This window comes from Rhodococcus sp. NPDC060084 (genome assembly GCF_042730335.1).
In the GTDB taxonomy this organism is placed as follows: domain Bacteria; phylum Actinomycetota; class Actinomycetes; order Mycobacteriales; family Mycobacteriaceae; genus Rhodococcus.
The window spans coordinates 15,559-34,933 of sequence record NZ_JBHWWX010000027.1; the positions used below are offsets into that span (position 1 = coordinate 15,559).

Annotated in this window: 17 protein-coding genes and 1 tRNA gene; 7 read left to right on the plus strand and 11 right to left on the minus strand. The window is 68.0% G+C overall.

Annotated elements, in window-relative coordinates; translation table 11 throughout:
* Positions 1-39: 39 nt before the first annotated feature.
* From pth to ACFWBU_RS14635, 3 genes are all read right to left on the minus strand, one after another.
* Positions 40-612: an aminoacyl-tRNA hydrolase gene (gene pth / locus ACFWBU_RS14625; RefSeq protein ID WP_169621498.1), complete on the minus strand. Its 573-nt coding sequence runs from the start codon at positions 610-612 to the stop codon at positions 40-42.
* Positions 613-707: 95 nt separating this feature from the next.
* Entirely contained in the window at positions 708-1,328 is a 621-nt protein-coding gene (locus tag ACFWBU_RS14630; protein ID WP_169621499.1) for a 50S ribosomal protein L25/general stress protein Ctc, read from the minus strand.
* Between the two features lie 207 nt (positions 1,329-1,535).
* A complete protein-coding gene (locus ACFWBU_RS14635; RefSeq protein ID WP_169621702.1) occupies positions 1,536-2,714 on the minus strand; it encodes an aminotransferase class V-fold PLP-dependent enzyme in 1,179 nt (392 codons plus the stop codon).
* Between the two features lie 173 nt (positions 2,715-2,887).
* Between ACFWBU_RS14635 and egtA the strand changes: the two genes are divergently transcribed.
* From egtA to ACFWBU_RS14660, 5 genes are all read left to right on the plus strand, one after another.
* Positions 2,888-4,111, plus strand: coding sequence for an ergothioneine biosynthesis glutamate--cysteine ligase EgtA (egtA, locus tag ACFWBU_RS14640; RefSeq protein ID WP_296551008.1), 1,224 nt, complete (start codon positions 2,888-2,890; stop codon positions 4,109-4,111).
* Complete coding sequence (egtB, locus tag ACFWBU_RS14645; protein WP_378528596.1) at positions 4,072-5,418, plus strand: ergothioneine biosynthesis protein EgtB; 1,347 nt, start codon at positions 4,072-4,074, stop codon at positions 5,416-5,418. Before egtA ends, egtB begins: the two co-directional genes overlap by 40 nt.
* Positions 5,411-6,160 carry an ergothioneine biosynthesis protein EgtC gene (egtC, locus tag ACFWBU_RS14650; RefSeq protein WP_169652530.1) on the plus strand — a complete coding sequence of 250 codons (750 nt, stop codon included), beginning with the start codon at positions 5,411-5,413 and terminating at the stop codon, positions 6,158-6,160. The genes egtB and egtC overlap by 8 nt, the downstream gene beginning before the upstream one ends.
* On the plus strand, positions 6,157-7,113 hold the full coding sequence (gene egtD / locus ACFWBU_RS14655; protein WP_169621503.1) for an L-histidine N(alpha)-methyltransferase: 957 nt from the start codon (positions 6,157-6,159) through the stop codon (positions 7,111-7,113). The genes egtC and egtD overlap by 4 nt, the downstream gene beginning before the upstream one ends.
* An 89-nt stretch (positions 7,114-7,202) precedes the next feature.
* A complete protein-coding gene (locus tag ACFWBU_RS14660; protein ID WP_378528607.1) occupies positions 7,203-8,414 on the plus strand; it encodes an MFS transporter in 1,212 nt (403 codons plus the stop codon).
* Here the strand turns inward: ACFWBU_RS14660 and ACFWBU_RS14665 are convergent.
* Together ACFWBU_RS14665 and ACFWBU_RS14670 are read right to left on the minus strand one after the other, a co-directional pair.
* Positions 8,362-10,956, minus strand: coding sequence for a LuxR C-terminal-related transcriptional regulator (locus ACFWBU_RS14665; RefSeq protein ID WP_378528597.1), 2,595 nt, complete (start codon positions 10,954-10,956; stop codon positions 8,362-8,364). The two genes, ACFWBU_RS14660 and ACFWBU_RS14665, sit on opposite strands and share 53 nt — an antisense overlap.
* 119 nt (positions 10,957-11,075) lie before the next feature.
* Positions 11,076-12,044: a TIGR03557 family F420-dependent LLM class oxidoreductase gene (locus tag ACFWBU_RS14670; protein WP_169621506.1), complete on the minus strand. Its 969-nt coding sequence runs from the start codon at positions 12,042-12,044 to the stop codon at positions 11,076-11,078.
* Positions 12,045-12,196: 152 nt separating this feature from the next.
* On the opposite strand from ACFWBU_RS14670, the gene ACFWBU_RS14675 reads away from it, so the two are divergent.
* A complete protein-coding gene (locus ACFWBU_RS14675) occupies positions 12,197-13,318 on the plus strand; it encodes a hypothetical protein (RefSeq protein ID WP_296551013.1) in 1,122 nt (373 codons plus the stop codon).
* Positions 13,319-13,322: 4 nt separating this feature from the next.
* On the opposite strand, the gene ACFWBU_RS14680 is transcribed toward ACFWBU_RS14675, so the two are convergent.
* The 6 genes from ACFWBU_RS14680 to ACFWBU_RS14705 form a co-directional block, all read right to left on the minus strand.
* Positions 13,323-14,294 (minus strand): calcium/sodium antiporter, encoded by a 972-nt coding sequence (locus tag ACFWBU_RS14680; protein ID WP_169621508.1) that lies wholly within the window; start codon positions 14,292-14,294, stop codon positions 13,323-13,325.
* A 52-nt stretch (positions 14,295-14,346) separates the two neighbouring features.
* Positions 14,347-15,030 carry a hypothetical protein gene (locus tag ACFWBU_RS14685; protein ID WP_169621509.1) on the minus strand — a complete coding sequence of 228 codons (684 nt, stop codon included), beginning with the start codon at positions 15,028-15,030 and terminating at the stop codon, positions 14,347-14,349.
* A 155-nt stretch (positions 15,031-15,185) separates the two neighbouring features.
* Positions 15,186-15,815, minus strand: a complete 630-nt coding sequence (locus ACFWBU_RS14690; RefSeq protein ID WP_378528598.1) for a DUF2461 domain-containing protein — start codon at positions 15,813-15,815, stop codon at positions 15,186-15,188.
* 56 nt (positions 15,816-15,871) lie between these two features.
* Positions 15,872-16,849 carry a ribose-phosphate diphosphokinase gene (locus ACFWBU_RS14695; RefSeq protein ID WP_169621511.1) on the minus strand — a complete coding sequence of 326 codons (978 nt, stop codon included), beginning with the start codon at positions 16,847-16,849 and terminating at the stop codon, positions 15,872-15,874.
* Entirely contained in the window at positions 16,846-18,321 is a 1,476-nt protein-coding gene (gene glmU, locus ACFWBU_RS14700) for a bifunctional UDP-N-acetylglucosamine diphosphorylase/glucosamine-1-phosphate N-acetyltransferase GlmU (RefSeq protein ID WP_169621512.1), read from the minus strand. Before glmU ends, ACFWBU_RS14695 begins: the two co-directional genes overlap by 4 nt.
* Positions 18,322-18,404: 83 nt before the next feature.
* Positions 18,405-18,476: transfer RNA gene (locus ACFWBU_RS14705), tRNA-Gln, on the minus strand.
* A gap of 236 nt (positions 18,477-18,712) precedes the next feature.
* On the opposite strand from ACFWBU_RS14705, the gene ACFWBU_RS14710 reads away from it, so the two are divergent.
* Positions 18,713-19,318, plus strand: a complete 606-nt coding sequence (locus ACFWBU_RS14710) for a TetR/AcrR family transcriptional regulator (protein WP_378528599.1) — start codon at positions 18,713-18,715, stop codon at positions 19,316-19,318.
* Positions 19,319-19,375: the final 57 nt, after the last annotated feature.

Below are 19,375 nucleotides of genomic sequence, written 5' to 3' on the forward strand. Positions count from 1 at the left end.
TTCGGGCGGATTCGACTGCGCCCGTCCGACGGTTCTGTATCAGTGCACGCGGTTCTGGGCGCCTTCGAGCCCCAGTCGCAGCACGAGTTCCACGGCGTCGGCGCCTTCTTCACACCACACCGGGAGCTCTTTGCGTTCCGTGGTGGAGAACGGCTTGAGCACGTAGTCGGCGGGGTCCTGCCGGCCGGGAGGGCGCCCGATGCCCATCCGGACACGCACGTAGTCCTTGGTGCCCAGTGCCGAGGACGTCGACCGGAGGCCGTTGTGCCCGTTCTCACCGCCGCCCTGCTTGAGACGGATCGTCTCGAAGTCCAGATCGAGTTCGTCGTGGATCACCACGATGTTCGACGGGTCGACCGAGAAGAACTTGGCGAGGCTCGCGACCGGGCCCCCGGAGAGGTTCATGTACGTGCGGGGCTTGGCGATGATCACCTGACGACCGTCGAGCCGTGCCTGCACGATGTCGGAATTGCTGCGCTTGTGGGCACCGAACTTGCCACCGACCCGGCCTGCCAGCACGTCGGCCACCATGAAACCGATGTTGTGCCGGGTGTTTTCGTACTTCGGCCCGGGATTTCCCAGCCCTACGACGAGCGCGGTGTCCTCGCTCACGTGCAGTTCCTTCCGTGCATCTACAACCACGTGCGGCGCGCCACCCCGGAGGATGACGCGCCGCACGAGTGACTTCACAGGGAGCCGGTGAAGACTCAGGCCTCTTCTTCTGCCGCCTCTTCGGCGGCGGGAGCCTCGTCGGCACCCTCTTCGCCCTCGAGCTCATCGGCGGACGGAGCCTCGACGATGTTCACGATCAGCAGATCGGCATCGTCCTGCAGGCTCGAGCCCGACGGCAGCTCGATGCCGCCGGCGAGGATCTGGGTACCGGCCTCGACGCCCTCGATGGAGACCTTGATCTCCTCGGGGAGCTTCATCGCGTCGGCTTCGATCTTGATGGTGCTGACCTCGTTGACGACCAGGGTGCCGCTGGCGGGCTCGCCCTCGAGCACGACGGGCACCTCGACGGTGACCTTCTCGCCGCGCTTCACGACGAGGAGGTCGGCGTGCTCGATGTAGCGGCGGATCGGGTGGACGACGACGGACTTCGTCAGCGCGAGCTGCTCGGTGCCGTCGATGTCCAGGGTCAGGATGGCGTTGGTGCCGTGGGCACGCAGGACGGCGGCGAACTCACGCGAGGGGAGCGCGAGGTGCTGCGGGTCGGTGTTGTGGCCGTACAGCACGGCGGGGACCTGACCGTCGCGGCGGGCACGGCGCGCGGCGCCCTTGCCGAACTCGGTGCGGACGCTGGCTACGAGATTGTTCTCGTCGGACATGATGTAACGGCTCCTACGCTGATGGCACTTCGTGGTCGGGTGTTCTCGGCAAGTGGGCCGGCACGCGCGACAGGAGCAGGTGCTCATCAAAGCCGCGGCCGCGTCGATCACGGTGATCCGACAGATGCGGTCCACCCTCGCCGAGACAACTCGATCCACTCTACCGGATCGGCACCTCGGACGCGAACCCGCGCAGGTGGAGACCGTTTAGCGCGCCGCGAGGTCGCGGACGGCCGACAGGAACCGGTCCACGTCTGCCGGAGAGACGAAGTAGTGCGGGGAGGCCCGCACGACTGCCTCGAGACGGCGGGCCGACATGTCGAGCAGCGTCGAACTGCGGTGGCTCACCGTCACCGTCACCGACCGTTGCGCCAGAGCGTCCCGCACCGCGTCCGGTTCCCAGCCGTCCAGCGTGAACGAGACGATTCCGCTGCGCCGGTCACCGAGATCTCGCACGGTCGCGCCGGGGATTCGATCGAGACCGTCGCGCAGGTGCTGGGCGCGATAACCGAGCGCGTCGACCACCTCGTCGACCCCGAGACCGAGCAGATAATCGACGGCCGCGCCCAGTCCCAGTCGTGCGGCGACGTCGGCTTCCCACATCTCGAACCGGGTGGCGTCCGGCGCGTAGTCGAAGCGATCCGGCGCCGTCCACACCGCACTGTGCAGATCGATCATCGCGGGTTCGAGTTGGGTGACCAGGCGCGGCCGGACATAGAGGAAGCCCGTGCCGCGAGGCCCCCGTAGCCACTTGCGGCCGGTTCCGGAGAGCGCGTCGACGTCGAGTTCGGGAATGTCGACCCGCAACTGGCCGACGGATTGGCACGCGTCGAGCAGTACGAGTGCGCCCACCGCGTGGGCGGCATCGGCCACCTCCCGCACGGGATTGACCAGCCCTCCGTTGGTGGGAGCGTGTACGACGGACACCAGCCGGACACGCTCGTCGAGCATCCCGGTCAGCGCATCGAGGTCGATGCGTCCGGACGGATCGGACGGAACCACCTCCACGTGAGCCCCGGTCGTTCGTGCACGCTGCAGTGCCGCAACCGCATTCGCGGCGTATTCGGCCCGGGAGAGGAGGATTCTGTCGCCGGGCCGCAACGGCACCGCGTAGAAGAACGATGTCCACGCACGCGACGCGCTGTCCGACAGTGCGATGGATTCCGCCGGCGCGCCGAGCAGACGGCCGAGCGAGGTCTTCACCGCGTCGAGATCGCCGCGCCGCTCGTTCGCCGCGACGTATCCGCCCACCTCGGCTTCCCGCCGCAGGTGCGACACCACAGTGTCGACCACCGGGGTGGGTGGAAGCGACGAACCGGCGCTGTCGAGGAACACGCGTTCGAAGCATCCGGGTGTGTCCCGGCGCGCCTGCTCGAGATCCAGCATCGGCACATCCCCTCCCGCACGTCGGCGTGGTCGTCTCGGACAGTATCCCGCCGCACCGGAATCCCACCGGGTTGCCTGCCGCGCGGAGGCGATCTCCCCGCGTTGCGTGCCCACGCGCGTTAGTCTCGTTCGCAGACCTTGTCAGGCAGCCGTGGGGGGTGAATCGAGTGGTGATGTCGATCAATTTTCCGGTATCGCACGCTCGGGCGGGACTCGGGACACGCGGAGCTGCCGAAAAGCACGTCCGGGACGTGAGCTTCCGTGCCGGTCCACCACGCCTGATCGGCGTCGAACTCGAGTGGCTCACGGCGCGTGCCGACATCACGGCCGCGCGCCCGCAACTGTCCTCCCTCGTCGATGCGCTCGGCTCACATGCGCCCCGGACGGTCCTGCCGCCGTCGTCGGAGAGACCGCTGCCGTCGGGCAGTGTGGTGAGCCTCGAGCCCGGTGGTCAGGTGGAACTGTCGAGTGCGCCCTGCACCTCCGCGCGTCAGGTATGCGATCGGCTCAGCGCCGACGCGAGGATGCTCCGCGCGCTGCTCGCGCGTCGTTCGGTGACGATGCTCGACGGCGCCTCCGACGCGATCCGGCCCCCTCAGCGGCTGCTCCACACTCCCCGGTACGGGGCGATGGAAATGCGCTACGACCGGATCGGGCCTATGGGCCGGCTCATGATGAACAACACCGCCGCTGTGCAGGTCAGTGTCGATGCCGGCGAGAACGACGACGAGATCGACCGCCGCTGGAAGCTGCTGCATGCCATGGGCCCGGCGATGATCGCCGCCTTCGCGTGCTCGCCGAGCATGCGGGGCGCTCCGGACGGTGAGTGGGTGTCGCAACGGATGCGCGCGTGGCTGGCGCTCGACCCCGAACTCATCGATGTGCCCGACCCAGCCGGCTATCCGGCGTGGGTGATCGATGCGCCGTTGACGTGCGTGCGTTCCGGCGAACCGGAGTGGCATGCTCCACCGGGCGCCACGTTCGCCGACTGGCTCGACGGGAGTCTCGACGCCGAGATCGGCCGCCGCCCCACCGTCGGCGATCTCGATTACCACATGACGACGCTGTTCCCTCCGGTGCGGCCACGCGGACACCTCGAGGTGCGATACATCGATGCCCAGCCCGGTGACCTGTGGCAGGTACCGGTGGCCGCCATCGAGGCGCTGCTCAGTACACCGGCGGTGACGCAGGAAGCCACTGCAGTCGCAGCTCCTGTTCGGGAGATGTGGAGCGAGGCGGCACGAGTCGGGCTCGGGGCGGTCGAATTGCGCGCCGCCGCAGCAGGATTGCTCTCGCTCGCCGCGGAATCCTCGCGCGACATGCGTTTCACCAGCGCTCTCGACGCCGCCGCTGCCCGATGTCTGCGGGGACGTGCGCCGGAGGTGACCGGGCGGTGACGGCCGCGCGTACCCGGCTCCGTCAGCACCTGGAGCGTGCGCGCGCTCGGACGAGATCGCTGACCGATCTCCCCGACTCCGAGCTCACCGCGCAGCACTCGCCGTTGATGAGCCCGCTGGTCTGGGATCTCGTGCACATCGCCAACCAGGAAGAGCAGTGGCTCGTGCGGAAGGTCGGGGGCCGGCCGCCGCTACGAAGCGGCATCGACGACCTGTACGACGCGTTCCTGCATCCCCGCGCGACTCGGCCCGAGTTGCCGCTGCTCGGGCCGGACGAGGCGCGTCGTTACGTCGACGAGGTCCGTGCCGCCAGCTGGGATGCCCTGAACCAGGGGAGTTTCGATTCCGAACTCACGCGTGACGGGTTCGTTTTCGCCATGGTCGCGCAGCACGAGCAGCAACACGGCGAGACGATGCTCGCCACGCATCAGTTGCGCGAGGGGCCACCGCTGCTCGACGCCCCGGAGGCGCCTCGGCGGGGAACGCCGCCGGAGCAGAGCCGGGTGCTCGTGCCCGCCGGCGAGGTCGAGATCGGGACGTCGAGCGATCCGTGGGCGCTGGACAACGAACAGCCCGCGCAGCGCGTCCACGTGCCCGCGTTCTCGATCGACACCGTGCCGGTGTCGAACCGGCGTTACCTCGAATTCGTCGAGGACGGCGGGTACCGGCGACCCGAATTCTGGTCCGAGCCGGGATGGAGACACCGCTGTGACGCCGAGCTCGAGGCGCCCCGGTTCTGGACCCACGATCCTGCGGGCCGGCGTGCACGGCGGTCGTTCGGACGGATCGTGGAACTGCACCCGGACGAACCGGTGGTGCACGTGTGCTTCTACGAAGCCGAGGCGTTCGGCCGCTGGGCGGGTGGCCGCCTGCCGACCGAGTTCGAGTGGGAGAAGGCAGCGCGGTGGGATCCCGCCACGGGTCGCAGCCGCGCGTACCCGTGGGGCGACGAGGAGCCCGGCCCCCAGCATGCGAACCTCGGACAGTGTCACCTCGGCCCGGCCGTGGTGGGGGCATATCCGGCGGGAGCGTCACCGCTCGGCGTCCACCAGCTCATCGGGGACGTGTGGGAGTGGACCTCCTCACCGTTCGAGCCGTACCCGGGCTTCCGGGCGTTCCCGTACCGGGAGTACTCGGAAGTGTTCTTCGGGAACGACTACCGGGTACTGCGCGGCGGTTCGTTCGGAACCGACTCGGTCGCGTGCCGGGGAACCTTCCGCAACTGGGATCTTCCGGTCCGACGCCAGATCTTCGCGGGTTTCCGCCTCGCATACGACCCGGCCGGTGCCGGGGAGCCGAATGTGTAGGCACCTGGGCTATCTCGGACCGGCCACGGGAGCTGCCGAGCTGGTCCATCGCGGCCCGCACTCCTTGATTCGCCAGTCGTTCGCGCCCCGCGACATGCGTGGGGGCGGCACCATCAACGCCGACGGTTTCGGAGTGGGCTGGTGGCGTGACGACGGAACTTTCGGCCGGTACCGGTCGGCCTCACCGATCTGGTCCGATCCCTTTGTGGGAGAGGGGCTGTCGGGCATACGCGGCAGTGCCTTGATGGTCGCGCTGCGATCGGCCACCGAGGGTATGCCGGTGGAACGGTCCGCGGCGGCGCCGTTCGGTGAAGCGCGCTGGGGGTTCAGCCTCAACGGGGTGGTCCGAGGATGGCCCGGATCCCTCGCCTCTCTCGCGTCCACGCTGCCCGTCGAAGACTTGCTGCAACTCGACGCGCCGACCGACTCCGCGGCCCTGTGGATGTTGTTGCGCCACCGGCTTCGGTCGGGGACACCCGACATCGCTCTGATGTCCCTGGTGCGCGACATCATCGGTGCCGCTCCCGAATCCCGGCTGAACCTGTTGTTGTGCAACGGGTCCGAGATGTGGGCGACGGCGTGGTACCACTCGTTGTGGACCCTTGTGGACGAAGACGTCGCCATCGTGGCCTCGGAACCGTACGACGACGACCTGCGCTGGCAGCCGGTGCCCGACCGCCATCTCGTCCATGCGATACCCGGAAAGCTCATCGTCTCCCCGCTGGAGGTCAAGGCTCCATGACAGTCGACGTCTATCTCGAACCCGAACAATTCGACGAGAAGCTCCGCGCCGATGCCTACCGAGGGTTGACGTCGACCCCGAAATATCTCTCGCCCACGTGGCTGTACGACGCGCGCGGCAGCACACTCTTCGAAGAGATCACGCGGCTGCCCGAGTACTACCCGACCCGCACCGAATTCGGTTTGCTGCGGCAATTCGCGGGGGAGATCGCCGACTCGGCGCGGCCGGAGATGCTCGTCGAACTGGGGTCGGGCTCCTCGGAGAAGACCCGTGTGCTGCTCGATGCGCTCGAACCGTACCTCCACACCTACGTACCGCAGGACGTCTCCGAGCCGGCTCTGCGCACCGCGGTGGCACAGCTGTCGGTGGAGTACCCACGGCTGTCGGTACACGGCGTGGTGGGTGACTTCACCGAATCGCTCGAGCATCTTCCCTCGGGAGGACGCCGGATGGTGGCTTTCCTCGGGGGCACGATCGGCAACCTGGTGCCCGAGGAACGGGCCGCGTTCCTCTCCGGACTCGCGTCGATCCTCGACCGCGACGAGTGGCTTCTGCTCGGAGCGGGGCTCGTGGTGGATCCCGAGGTGCTCATCCCGGCCTACGACGATGCTGCCGGAGTCACCGCGGAGTTCGACCGGAACGTACTGCGAGTGCTCAACAACCGTCTGGGCGCCGATTTCGACCCGGATCGCTTCGTCCATCGTGCCGTGTGGGACCCGGACAACGAATGGATCGAGATGCGGCTCGAGGCGACGGAGCCGATGACGGTGTCGGTGCCGGGACTCGATCTCGAGGTGTCGCTGGACAAGGGCGAGCAGATCCGCACCGAGATCTCCGCGAAGTTCCGGCTGGACGGGCTCGGAGCGGAACTCGACCGCGCCGGCTTCGTTGTGCACCGCGAATGGATCGACCGCGACGGCCGGTTCGTCGTGCTGGGCGCCGCCCGCCGCTGATCGGTTGGACAGCCACGCGCGGCGAGAGGGATTGTGGTGGGTATGCCTCGGAGTCCCGTCCCGTGCTGACCACCCCCGTGCTGTTGCTCATGGCGGTGGCGACGGGGTTGTGCGTAGGCGGCAACTACTTCAACCAGCCTCTGCTCGAGTCGATTGCGACCGCGCTGGGCACGTCGCACTCGGCGGCGGCCGCGACGGTCACCGTCGCGCAGGTCGCCTACGCACTGGGGCTGATCTTCCTGGTACCGCTCGGGGACGTGTTTCCCCAGCGGCGGCTCGCCGTGACGCTCATGCTGGCGGCCGCGGCAGGCCAGGGGATCAGCGGTTTCGCACCCGGCATCGGTGTGCTCATGGTGGGGACCGCCATGGCGGGGCTGTTCTCCGTCGCCGCGCAGGTGCTCGTGCCGTTCGCGGCCACCCTCGCGACCCCCGAGAAGCGCGGCGCTGCGGTGGGCACGGTGATGAGCGGCCTGCTGGTGGGCATCCTGCTCGCGCGGAGTGTCGCAGGGATGCTCGCCGAAGTCGGCGGCTGGTCCACCGTGTACCGCATCGGCGCAGTCCTCACCGCGGTCGTCGCGCTCGCTCTGTGGCGCGTCCTGCCGGCGACGACGCCGACGGCACGCCAGGGCTACGGTGCGACACTGCGGTCGCTCGGCACGCTGGTGTTCGAGCACCCACGGCTGCGCACCCGTGCCCTGATGGGTGGGCTCAGCTTCGCGTCCATCAGCGCGATGTTCTCGACGATGGCGTTCCTGTTGTCCGGTCCGGAGCACGGGCTCGGAGAACTCGAGATCGGTCTCGTCGGACTTGCCGGGGTGGTCGGCGCTGTCGCAGCCTCCGTGGTCGGGCGGCTCGTCGACCGGGGCCTCGGCGCTCTGACGACCGCGGCCGGGATCGCGGTGCTCGTCATGTCGTGGGCGGCACTTGCGGCGGGTGCGGTGTCGCTGGTGTGGTTCGTGGTCGGAATGGTCACGATCGACCTTGCCGTGAGCATGGTGCACATCACCAACCAGAACATCGTCTACGCGCTCGATCCCGATGCGCGCTCGCGGCTCAACTCGGTGTACATGACGACGTACTTCGTCGGCGCGGCGTCGGGATCGGCGCTGGGGGCCGCAGCCTGGTCGTTCGGCGGGTGGACGGCGGTGTTCCTGCTCGGTGTCGGACTGTCGCTGTGTACCGCCGCGGTGTGGATAGTCGACATGCGGGTCGCCGGGAAGGGAAACCGGGCCGGAGCCGATTCCGCGGTCACGACTCCCGGTCGAGGGGCAGCAACCGGAGTTCGCGGGCGCGCCCGATAGCTTCGGTGCGCGAGTGTGCCCCGAGCTTGCGGTAGGCGGTGCGCAGCTGGGTCTTGACCGTATTGGCGGAGACGAACAACTCCCTGGCGATCTCGGCGTGCGTCGAGCCGCGCGCGAGGAGGACCAGGACGTCGGTTTCGCGCGGCGACAATTCCGCGCGCGGCACCGTTTCCGCAAACACCGCGTCGACCGGCCCTCCGGGTACCGCGATGCCGCTCAGCTCCTCCAACCGGGCCACGGTGCGCGCCGGCACCGTGGTGAATGCGCGCCGGTTCCGGAGAGTCGGTGCAAGAGTGCAGGCGCGCTGCCAGTCGCGCACGGCGCCCGCATGATCCTCCAGGTGGAGGTGGCACGCCGCTGCGATGAGCAGTGCTTCGAGATGTGCGCGAGGAAAACCGCATTCCGGCCACGGCACGTGACGGAGTTTCGTCAGCGCTGCATCGGGATGGCCGGTCAGAAGTTCCGCCCGCGCGCACGGGACGATCAGCACGGGGTGGCCCGCGGAATCCTCTTCGGCGCGCGCGAGGGCGAGGTTTCCGTTACCCAGAGCCAGTTGCAGATCCACTTCCGCCGCGCCGAGGAGCACCCGGGAGAATGAGCCGGACCTGTGGCGGTCGCGATGCGACGTGATCAGCTGGTGCACACCGGTCAGTCCGTCGTACGGATTGCCCCCGGCGAGAGAGTGGTACGCCCGGCAGTACGCGACGAAAGCCCACAGTTCTTCGGACTCACCGGGGGTCCCGAGCACATCGAGCGCGTGGGTCGCGGCCTCCAGATCGAGCGAGTCGAGATGGAGCAATACCGTCGCCGCCCGGCCGCCCATGCGGACTACCGGCCCCCAGTGCCCCTCGGTGGGTTCGGCGCGCTGCTCGATATCGAGCCATTCGCGAGCACGCGGGTTATCGCCCGTCACTGCCCAGTTCAACGCCGAACTGCCCGCCGCGTTCTGGACCGCAAAGGTGATTCCCGACGCGTGCGCGCCCCGGTAGGCGCGGCGGAATGCGGTGGTCGACCGGTCCAGCATTCCCGCGAGCTGAAGCGTGATGGCCCACTGCAGGCGAAGTACGGGAAGGTGCGCTGCGATCGAGTCGGGCTGATGCTCGAGGATGGACTCGACCAGCGGCTCGAGGTTCAGTGTCCGCGTTGCTGCATCGTCGACCCGGCCCCCCACACGTAGCGCCAGCGTCTGCACCGTCCCGACGAACAACGCATGGGGAGCGTCCTTCGTCCTGCCGAGTTCACGGAGATCGGCGGGGTCGGACGGTAGCGCCGTGTGCAAGATGGCGTGCTCGTCGAGCATCTGACTGAACAGCGCTCGTCCCGCGAGGATCGACGGGTATTCGTCGAGTGTCTTCACCGGCAGGCGGCGCAGGATTCTCACGAGTGAACCGAAGTGCTTGTCCACCATGGTGACCCATGACGAGAAGACGATCTCCTTCGCCATCTCCCAATCCTCGGCTTCGACGGCGTAGACAGCGGCCTCGACCGGATTCTCGTCGCCTCGATGCCGCCTGGCCAACTCCACCAGCAGTGCGTCGACGTGTCCCGGTCGTGAAGTGCGAGAAATCTCGAGGACTGCGGAGCGGACCGCCTCGGTCCACCGCCAGACACCGCTGGGCCGGGACGCGACGAGCAGCCCCCGCATCGTCATGAGGTTCAGCACCGTCGTGGGATCCGGATGCCGGGTGAGTTCGACGGCGGTCGTCGCGTCGGTGCTGCGCGCTGCCGCGATCGTCAGCGCGAAAGCGCGTGACTCGTCGTCCAATTCGGAGAGACGCGCCGCGGCGTAGCGCTTCATCATGTGGGCAAGACGCGGGTCCGGTGAGCCGTCGGGGTCGACCAGTCGCCCGGGTGCGGAGCGGACGAGGGTGACGGACGCGGCGAGATGTGCGGGGACGCCGCCCAACGCGCGGTTGAGGGCATGGCACTCGGCGTCGGTCCGCGGCACACCCGCCGTGTGGAACAACGTCGCCGTCTCGTCCGGCGTGAACGCCATCTGCTCGGTGGGAATGTAGGTGCAGTCGATCCCCTGCTCGGTGGCGCCGGAGAGGTCGGTGTCCGTGGTCCCCGGCGAACACACGATGACGTCGAGGGAGGGACACCGGTTCAGCAGTTCGTAGACGCAGGGCAGCGTGGTCGCGGGATCGAAGACGCCGGCAAGGACCAGGAGAGCCGGCCCCTCACACGACCGGAACGCGTGCACGACCCTGGTGAACGGGTCGGCTCCCGGTTCGTCCGGACCGGAGGCGTGCGGGAACGCATCGTCGCCGTGTGCCCGCAGAGTCTCGAGGACAGCCGTCCATGTCGCGTGGTGCCCAGGGTTCGCGTGGTCGGGAGGGACCCACACCACCGTCCGGCCCTCGGCGCCGCCACCGTGCAGCCAGGATGCGACGAGGGTGCGCTTGCCGAAACCGGGAGGCGCATCGAGCACCGTCAGAGGTGAACCGCGGTCCAGTGCGGCGAACAACCGGGGTCGTGCGAGAGCACAGGTGAGACCACGCCACTGTGGTACGCCGACGCGACCGGCGGCGGGGATACTCACGCAAGCTCCTTCGACGATTGCCCAGCTGGATGCCGGGGCTGCGAACGAGACCCCCGACAGGCCTGATCGGTAAAAGACTACCTGGTCGGATGTGGTGAAGACCCGGTGAATCGTGACGATCAGCCGGATGCCGGGAGGGCGCGCAGCGATTCGAGGAGTTCGGTGCGGAAAAACGAGAGGAAGCCGTCGGGGTCGGGTCCGGCATTCATGAACACGAGATGGTCGTAGCCGGCGTCGGCGTGAGTGCGTGCGAGGTCGAGGTAGGCCTCGGGCTCACTGCCGCACACGAAGTTCTCGAGCATGTCTTCGCGACGCACCGTCTCGGTCGCCGCGGCGAAGTTCACCGGATTGGGAAGTTCGCTCATCACCTTCCATCCTGTGACACCCCACCGGTTGGTGCGCAGCGCCGCATCCGCGGCGTCGTCCGCATTCGGTGCCCACGCCACCGACATCTCCGCGTAGCGTGGCCCGGTTCCGCCGGCGCTCCGATACGTCTCGACCAGCTCGGACGACGGTTCGGTCGTGAAGAGCCCGTCCCCGTACTCGGCGGCCAGGCGTGCAGCGTCGGGTCCGCCCGCGGCGACGACGATGTCGGGCAACACCTCCGGGAGGTCGAAGACGCGTGCCTCGTCGAGCTGGAGGTACTCACCGTCGTAGCTGTGATAGCCGCCCGACCACAGCAGCCGGATGATCTCCAGCGACTCCCGGAACATCACCTGACGATGCCGGATGGACGGGTACTCCAGGCCCACGACATGCTCGTTGAGACGTTCACCCGAACCCACGCCGAGACTGAACCGGCCGTCGGACAACAGAGAGACCGTCGCGGCTGCCTGCGCGATGATCGCCGGGTGGTACCGGATGGTCGGGCACGTCACGCCGGTGGCGAGCCCGACGGTGTCGGTGCGTGCTGCGATCGCGCCGAGCACCGACCAGGCGAACGGCGAATGCCCCTGCACGTCGAGCCACGGATGGTAGTGGTCGCTGATCTCGACGAAATCGAAGCCCGCGGCTTCCGCGGCGACTGCTTGCCGTACCAGTTCGGCGGGACCGAAGGCTTCGGCGGCGAGTTTGTACCCGAACTTCATGCGCACTCCTCGTAGGAACGGATCGGAGGACTCACCGAGTACCCGAGCGGCAGGCCGGGAAACGGTGTGAGACAACCAGCGCGCGGGCACGTCTCCCATGCCCCGTCTCGTGCAGGTCGCCGTTGCGGGGCGCCGGTAGGAGATGTCGTGGGATGATCCGCGGACCATTCGTTCGGGGTTCGGGGGCCGGTGTGCAGGGTGAGGTGCATCGTCGGAGAGCGACGACGGCGGTTGCCGTCACCGTCGCGTCCGTGCTGTGTTTCGTGCTCGCGGCGTGCGCGACCGTGGTTGCCGGTACCTCTCCGGTGCCACCTCCCCGCGAGCCGGATCGCATCGAACCCAACACCTACAGCCAGCCGGTCTCCGCCGCGGACAAGGTGGCGCTCGAACTCGCCGAGCGCCTCCGTCGCCTGGACCCGTGTGCGCTGATGCCCGAAGCGGTTGTCGGGAAATACGGCGAACTACGCAGGTTCGGGCCGGAGAAAGGTTTCGATACGTGCACCGCCGTCGTGCGCCGGCCGGGGGACCGGCAACGCGATCTGTCGATCACTCTGGATCTGTCGGCGCCGCCCCGTGGTGAGGAGGATCGGGCCGTCCGATTCGGCGGCGCCGAGATCGAGCGTCTTCGAGTTGTCGGTGACTCCACCGCCGAGTGCACCCGGTGGTTCGCGCTCGACCTGCCCGTCACCGCCTTCGTCGACGGTGATCCGCCGGTGCGGACCGCGGCGGTGCACGTGGTCGAGCACTTCCGGCCCGGTGTCGTTCCGGAGACCGGCACCGCGTGCGAGGCGGCCGACGAGACACACGATGTTGCCGTCGACGGACTCCGGGCACTCCCGGCCCGCCCCACGAGAGGTCCGGGAAGGATCCGTCTCGCCGCTGCCGACCCGTGCGAGGTCGTCGGATTGTTCGCACCAGAGAATCTCATCCAGTGGTCGGTGGACGCCGACCCGTACCGCTGCGACTACTCGGTGCTGTTGCCCGGCGGTGGTGCCCAGACCTGGAGCGTGCGGTTCGGGCTCGAACCCGAGGGGGCACCGGTTGCGGGCCCGGACCGCGAGGGGACATCCGTGGCGGGCCGCAGCATCGTCCTCCGGCGCGACGGCGACCTGTGCACGGCAGCCACACCGGTGGAGGACGTCGTCGACACCAACCGGGTGGCCGCGCGCACGGGTGGGCGCACCGTACCGACGGTCGCCGTGTCCAGTGCCGGCACCGACTGCAGTCGTCTGGCGCCGTTGGTAGCGGAACTCGCCGACCTCGCGCTGACGTGACCGGTCACGTGCGGGTCGTGAGCAGGAACGTGAGATAGACGCCGTAGGTCGCGATGAACAGCGCACCCTCGGCGCGCGACAGCCGCCGGCCCGTGAGAAACGCAGGGATGCACAGAAATGCGACCGCAGCCATCAGCGGCAGGTCGACTCGGACGATCTCGTCGGGCACCGTCACACCGCCTGGGGTGGCCAGCACGGTCGCGCCCAGGATGAACACGATGTTGTAGACGCTGGAACCGAGAAGGTTGCCGATCGCGATGTCGCGCTCGTTGCGAATCGTGGACACGATCGTGGTCACCAGTTCCGGTGCGGATGTACCGATCGCGACGACGGTCAACCCGATCACCGTGTCCGAGACGCCGAGGGCCTGCGCGGACGCGACCGCGGCGTCGACGAGGATGTCCGCACCGAGTACGACGATGGCGATCCCGCCGAGCAGCATCGCCACCTCGGTGAGGGTCGCGCCGAGCCGCCAGGGGACGGGGTCGGGGGAGAACTCGTCGGCGTATTCCAGACGGACGGCGGCGGCTTCGGCTCGGCCGGCGCGGATCACGAGAACGGTATACAGCAGCCCGAACGCGATGAGACCGGCACCTTCGAGCGGTGAGATCAGGCCGTCCGCGGACGTCGCCCACAACAGGAGCGCGGCCGCGGTGATGGCTGGAAGGTCGATGCGGAGCGTCTGTGTGCCCAGGTGGATCGTGCGGACGAGCGCACTGAGTCCCAAGATCAGCAGCAGGTTGACGATGTTGGTGCCGACGATGGTGCCGAGCGCGAGACCCGCGTTTCCCGTTGCGGCGGATTCGATTCCCACCGCGAGTTCGGGTGCGCTCGTGCCGAGGGCCACGACAGTCACCCCGATCACGATCGGAGTGATGCCGAGCCGGGCTGCGAGTCGCGAACCACCGCGCACCAGCACCTCGGCCCCGACCACGAGAACGACCAGGCCGGTGACGAGACCGAGGACAGAATTCATCGGTCGAAGGGTAACGCGCAGACGGGCGGGTGGCTTCCCGTCCGCACTCGGGTTACTTCGACGTCGCGCTCAGGCGAGCCTTCTCCAGCGCGGCGAGAGTGCGGAGGACGGTGGCTTTCTGCTTCTCGAGATCACTGCGACGTGCTCGGGCGGCGAGACCGCTCTGCTCGGCGACGCGCGCGAGTTGCGCGTCGATCGACGTGAGCTGGTCGAGCAACGCGAGAGCGCGAGTCTGAATCTCGTCGATATCGACCGCACCGCTTTTCACCGGTGCCGGGGCCTTCGCCGACGAGGACGAGGGACGGGCGCTGCCGGCGGTGGAAGAGGACGACGAGGAAGCGGAGGCGCGCTTGGTGGCAGGCTTGCCCTCGGCGACGACGGCGGCCGCACGTGGGCGCAGCGCCTTCCTGACAAGCTCGGGATCGGGCTGGTGTTCGAGCCGGATCTCGTTGAGTACGCGACGGGAATCGCGGGCACCGACGCGATGCTCGTATTCCTCGTCGTCATCCGACTGGAGCGTTCCTCCGATAGGACGCAGACCGTACATGCCCATGAAACGACGGGCTTCCTCGATCACCGCTTCGTGGTGTCGGCAAGTCGCGCATCGGGGTTCGTTGCGGTATTCCTCGACCGAATCGGTGCCGCCACACCAGACGCACGCCCCGGGAGACCACCGTCGCGAGGTTCGGATTGTCGCGTTTTCGGTGGGGGCCTCGAGAGTCTGCGCGTCGATCACGAGGAGCAACTTTAGGTCAGGGCCCCACCGGTGCGGCACCCCGGTCCGGCGTGACCTGCGACGGAGCCGACCGGAAGTGACGAAGATCATCACGCTCCAGGTTTAGAGGCAAACCATTGCGGCACACTGCAATTCCATACCGGGTGGTCTGCAGGTCACGAAGCGGTCGCCGAGGTCAGCCACTCCACCAACGGCCGGAACGCGCGCCAGGAGTTGCGGACCTCGTCGAGGGTGCGCGTGCTGTGGATCCACGGAGGAGAGACGTCGCTGCGACCGGCGTTCAGTGACCGGTGCCGCAGCAGGTCGAGACGCGGATGGCCGGGGTCGACACCGCGCGGTCGCGTCTTCAACGTCGAACCACCGATCTCGTACCCGCCGCGCCGCAGTCGCCGGAGAATCTTGCCGAGTTCGGTTCCGCGTCGTTCGTCGTCGACGGCTGCGCGGTACGCCGCGACCTGTGCGGGCGTCCCCGAATAGAACCCACCGGCCACCGTCAGGCCCGCCGCGTCGATCTGGACGTAGTAGCCGACACTCGGACCGGTCGCGACGAAGCCACCCTGATGGGTCTTGTACGGGGTCTTGTCGTTGCTGAACCGGACGTCCCGATACGGCCGGAACACCTTGCCCGGCCCGAATTCCTGCTCGAGATCGGCGAGCAGAGCAAGCATCGGGCCGCGCACGCAGTCGTCGTAGACGGCCTTGTGCGCGGCCCAGAACGGTTTGCTGTTGTCGGCCTCGAGATCCTCGTAGAAGTCGAGAGCCGCGGTCGGGAAACCGGTGAACATCGAGGAGCGCCTTTCGGTCCGTGCGGCCCGGGAGTCACCACCTCGTGGTGCAGTTTCTAGGCGACGCCGTTGAACAGCGAAGTCACCGAACCGTTCTCGAACACCTCGCGGATGGTCTGTGCCAGCAGCGGCGCGATCGTCAGCACGGTCAGCGAGTCGAACTGCTTCTCCGGCGGGATGGGCAGCGTGTTGGTGACGATGACTTCCTTGGCACCGCACGCCGCGAGGCGCTCGGCGGCCGGGTCGGAGAGCACACCGTGGGTCGCGGCGATGATGACGTCGCCGGCACCGGCCTCCTTGAGGACGCGAACCGCTCCGGCGATGGTGCCACCGGTGTCGATCATGTCGTCGATCAGGATGCAGGTACGACCCTCCACGTCACCGACCACACGGTTCGACTTGACCTGGTTCGGGACGAGCGGGTCGCGGGTCTTGTGAATGAACGCGAGCGGTGCGCCGCCGAGCGTGTCGGCCCACTTCTCGGCGACCCGGACGCGACCGGAGTCGGGGGAGACGACCGCGATGTTGTCGACGCCGTACTTGCCGCGGATGTACTCCGCCAGCTGGCCCTGCGCATGCATGTGATCGACGGGGCCGTCGAAGAAGCCCTGGATCTGGTCGGTGTGCAGGTCGACGGTGATGATGCGGTCCGCACCCGCGGTCTTGAGCAGATCCGCGATCAGGCGAGCCGAGATGGGCTCACGTCCGCGGTGCTTCTTGTCCTGCCGCGCATACGGGTAGAAGGGCAGGATCGCGGTGATGCGCTTGGCGGAACCGCGCTTGAGGGCGTCGATCATGATGAGCTGTTCCATGACCCACTGATTGAGCGGGAACGGGTGGCTCTGGAGCACGAACGCGTCCGAGCCTCGCACCGACTCGTCGAACCGGACGAAGATCTCGCCGTTGGCGAAGTCACGTGCCGTCTGCGGGGTGAGAGGTACACCCAGTTCCTTGGCGACCTGCTCGGCCAACTCGGGATGCGCCCGGCCGGCGAAGAGCATCAAGTTCTTCTGGTTGTCGATCCAATTGGTCACTGGTCCTGGCCGTCCTTTTGCCGATCGTGGTCGTGCTGCTGCTGTGCTCTCGATGCTGCCTCGGCAGCGGCGGTTCCGGCGCGGTTTCGCTGGACCCACCCGTCAATATTGCGCTGTGGCGCGCCCGACACCGCCAGCGCCCCCGGTGGGACGTCGCGGCGGAGCACCGTTCCGGCACCGGTGTAGGCACCGTCACCCACCGTCACCGGGGCCACGAACATGGTGTCCGAGCCGGTCCGTACATGGGATCCGACCACGGTGCGGTACTTCTCGACGCCGTCGTAGTTGACGAACACACTCGACGCGCCGATGTTGGAGTGCTCGCCGATCTCCGCATCCCCGACGTACGTCAGGTGCGGCACCTTGGAATGGGAACCGATCTGGGCGTTCTTCGTCTCGACGAATGCGCCGAGCTTGCCGTTCGCGCCCAGTTCGGTGCCCGGACGCAGGTAGGTGAACGGTCCCACGGTCGCCCCGGCGCCGATCACCGAGCCGGTCCCGTGGGTACGGATGACAGACGCGCCGGCACCGACCTGCACGTCGGTCAGTGTCGTGTCCGGTCCGATGACCGCGTCCTCGGCGACCACGGTGCGGCCGTGCAGCTGGACACCGGGATGGAGGGTGACATCCGTGCCGAGTACGACGTCGATGTCGACCCAGGTGGACGCCGGATCGACGACGGTCACGCCGTCGCGCATCCACTGCGTCAGCACCCGGCGGTTCAGCTCGGCGGTCAGCGCTGCGAGCTGGACCCGGTCGTTCACTCCGGCGACCTGGACCGAGTCCTCGGTGTGCAGTCCGCGGACCGCGAGACCCTCGCGGTGTGCGATCTCGACGACGTCGGTGAGGTACAGCTCGCCCTGGGCGTTGTCGGTGTCGAGACTGCCGAGCGCCGAACGCAGACGGGCCGCGTCGAACGCGTACACGCCGGTGTTCACCTCGACGATGGCCCGCTGGCGGAGGGTGGCGTCTTTCTCTTCGACGATCGCCGCGACGTCACCGTCGGTGGTCCGCACGATGCGTCCGTAGCCGGTGGGGTCGGGCACCGTAGTCGTGAGGACCGTGACCGCGGCGGAATCCGGTTCCGTGTGCGTCTCGAGCAACTCGCGCAGCGTCTCGGGCGAGAGCAGAGGTACGTCGGCGGCGGTGACCAGCACTGTTCCGGCGAAGTCGGAGGGCAGTTCGGCGAGTCCGCATGCGACGGCATGGCCGGTTCCGCGCTGCTCTTCCTGCACCGCGATGCGCACCTCGTGACCCGTGTCCTCGGCGAACTCGGCCACCGCGGCGCCGACCCGGTCGCGTTCGTGCCCGATCACGGTGACGAGGTGTCCGGGCTCCAGTGCGCTCGCCGCCCGAAGGGAATGAGCGAGCATCGAGCGCCCGCCGAGACTGTGCAGAACCTTCGGGGTCTTCGACCGCATCCGGGTTCCTGCTCCGGCTGCCAGGACAATGATCGCGGTCTGCACCTGCATGTAGCTCCCTCGACAAGGTCTGCATACGCACGGAATTGCCGCGTGCGCACGGGAGCGCGACGGCTCCCCGAAAACGGTCCCCGCTCCGCCGCCAGGACTCGAACCTGAACTATCTGAACCAAAATCAGAGGTGCTGCCGATTACACCACGGCGGACTGCCACACCCCCGGCGCGCGGCGCACTCCGGGCATGCGTCCCTGATCCTCGCACGGGAGGCGCGCGGCGTCGAACGTGGGGGGTGATCTGCTCGTTGTCGATAGTCTGGGCGGCGACCGACCCCGAGTGATGCCCCGACGTGGTGCGTCGGAAAGGACGAACCGTGTCACGATCGTCGCAGGACCGTACGGAGCAGGCCAGTCGGAAAAGCACCGAGCGCGCGCCCCGGATCCGGATGACCGGAACGCAGCGGCGCGAGCAACTCATAGAGATCGGACGCGCGTTGTTCGCCGAGCGTGGTTACGACGGTGCGTCGATCGAAGAGATCGCGCAGCGGGCCCAGGTATCCAAGCCTGTCGTGTACGAGCACTTCGGAGGTAAGGAAGGGCTCTACGCGGTGGTGGTGGACCGCGAGATGACGGTGCTGATGTCGATGGTGACCGAGAGCCTGACCCGGAACCGCTCACGAGTGCGGGTCGAGCGTGCTGCCCTCGCGCTCCTCACCTATATCGAGGAGCGCACCGACGGGTTCCGCATCCTCGTGCGTGACTCGCCGGTCGCCGCGGAGGAAGGCACCTACTCGAGTCTCCTCAACGAGGCGATGCGCCAGGTCGGCCAGTTGCTCGCCGGCGACTTCTCCCGGAGAGGACTCAATCCGGAACTCGCGCCTCTGTACGCGCAGGCCCTGGTAGGGATGGTCGCCACGACGGCGACCTGGTGGCTGGACGAACGGACGCCGTCGAAGGAAGTTGTCGCAGCGCACCTCGTCAACCTGTGCTGGAACGGGCTGACCCGGCTCGAAGCAGACCCAGCGCTCGGAAACCAGCATCTCGGCAAGTAGTCGTTCTGTTTCGAGGCGCTGCAACGCATTGGGAACAGGATAATCGGTGTTACGGTG

What these genes read in the sequence shown, in the direction of transcription:
- ACFWBU_RS14630 (WP_169621499.1), bottom strand. Translation starts at nt 1,328, where the DNA reads ATGTCCGACGAGAACAATCTCGTAGCCAGCGTCCGCACCGAGTTCGGC.
- ACFWBU_RS14635 (WP_169621702.1), bottom strand. Translation starts at nt 2,714, where the DNA reads ATGCTGGATCTCGAGCAGGCGCGCCGGGACACACCCGGATGCTTCGAA.
- egtA (WP_296551008.1), top strand. Translation starts at nt 2,888, where the DNA reads ATGTCGATCAATTTTCCGGTATCGCACGCTCGGGCGGGACTCGGGACA.
- egtB (WP_378528596.1), top strand. Translation starts at nt 4,072, where the DNA reads ATGTCTGCGGGGACGTGCGCCGGAGGTGACCGGGCGGTGACGGCCGCG.
- egtC (WP_169652530.1), top strand. Translation starts at nt 5,411, where the DNA reads ATGTGTAGGCACCTGGGCTATCTCGGACCGGCCACGGGAGCTGCCGAG.
- egtD (WP_169621503.1), top strand. Translation starts at nt 6,157, where the DNA reads ATGACAGTCGACGTCTATCTCGAACCCGAACAATTCGACGAGAAGCTC.
- ACFWBU_RS14660 (WP_378528607.1), top strand. Translation starts at nt 7,203, where the DNA reads ATGGCGGTGGCGACGGGGTTGTGCGTAGGCGGCAACTACTTCAACCAG.
- ACFWBU_RS14670 (WP_169621506.1), bottom strand. Translation starts at nt 12,044, where the DNA reads ATGAAGTTCGGGTACAAACTCGCCGCCGAAGCCTTCGGTCCCGCCGAA.
- ACFWBU_RS14675 (WP_296551013.1), top strand. Translation starts at nt 12,197, where the DNA reads ATGATCCGCGGACCATTCGTTCGGGGTTCGGGGGCCGGTGTGCAGGGT.
- ACFWBU_RS14680 (WP_169621508.1), bottom strand. Translation starts at nt 14,294, where the DNA reads ATGAATTCTGTCCTCGGTCTCGTCACCGGCCTGGTCGTTCTCGTGGTC.
- ACFWBU_RS14690 (WP_378528598.1), bottom strand. Translation starts at nt 15,815, where the DNA reads ATGTTCACCGGTTTCCCGACCGCGGCTCTCGACTTCTACGAGGATCTC.
- glmU (WP_169621512.1), bottom strand. Translation starts at nt 18,321, where the DNA reads ATGCAGGTGCAGACCGCGATCATTGTCCTGGCAGCCGGAGCAGGAACC.
- ACFWBU_RS14710 (WP_378528599.1), top strand. Translation starts at nt 18,713, where the DNA reads ATGACCGGAACGCAGCGGCGCGAGCAACTCATAGAGATCGGACGCGCG.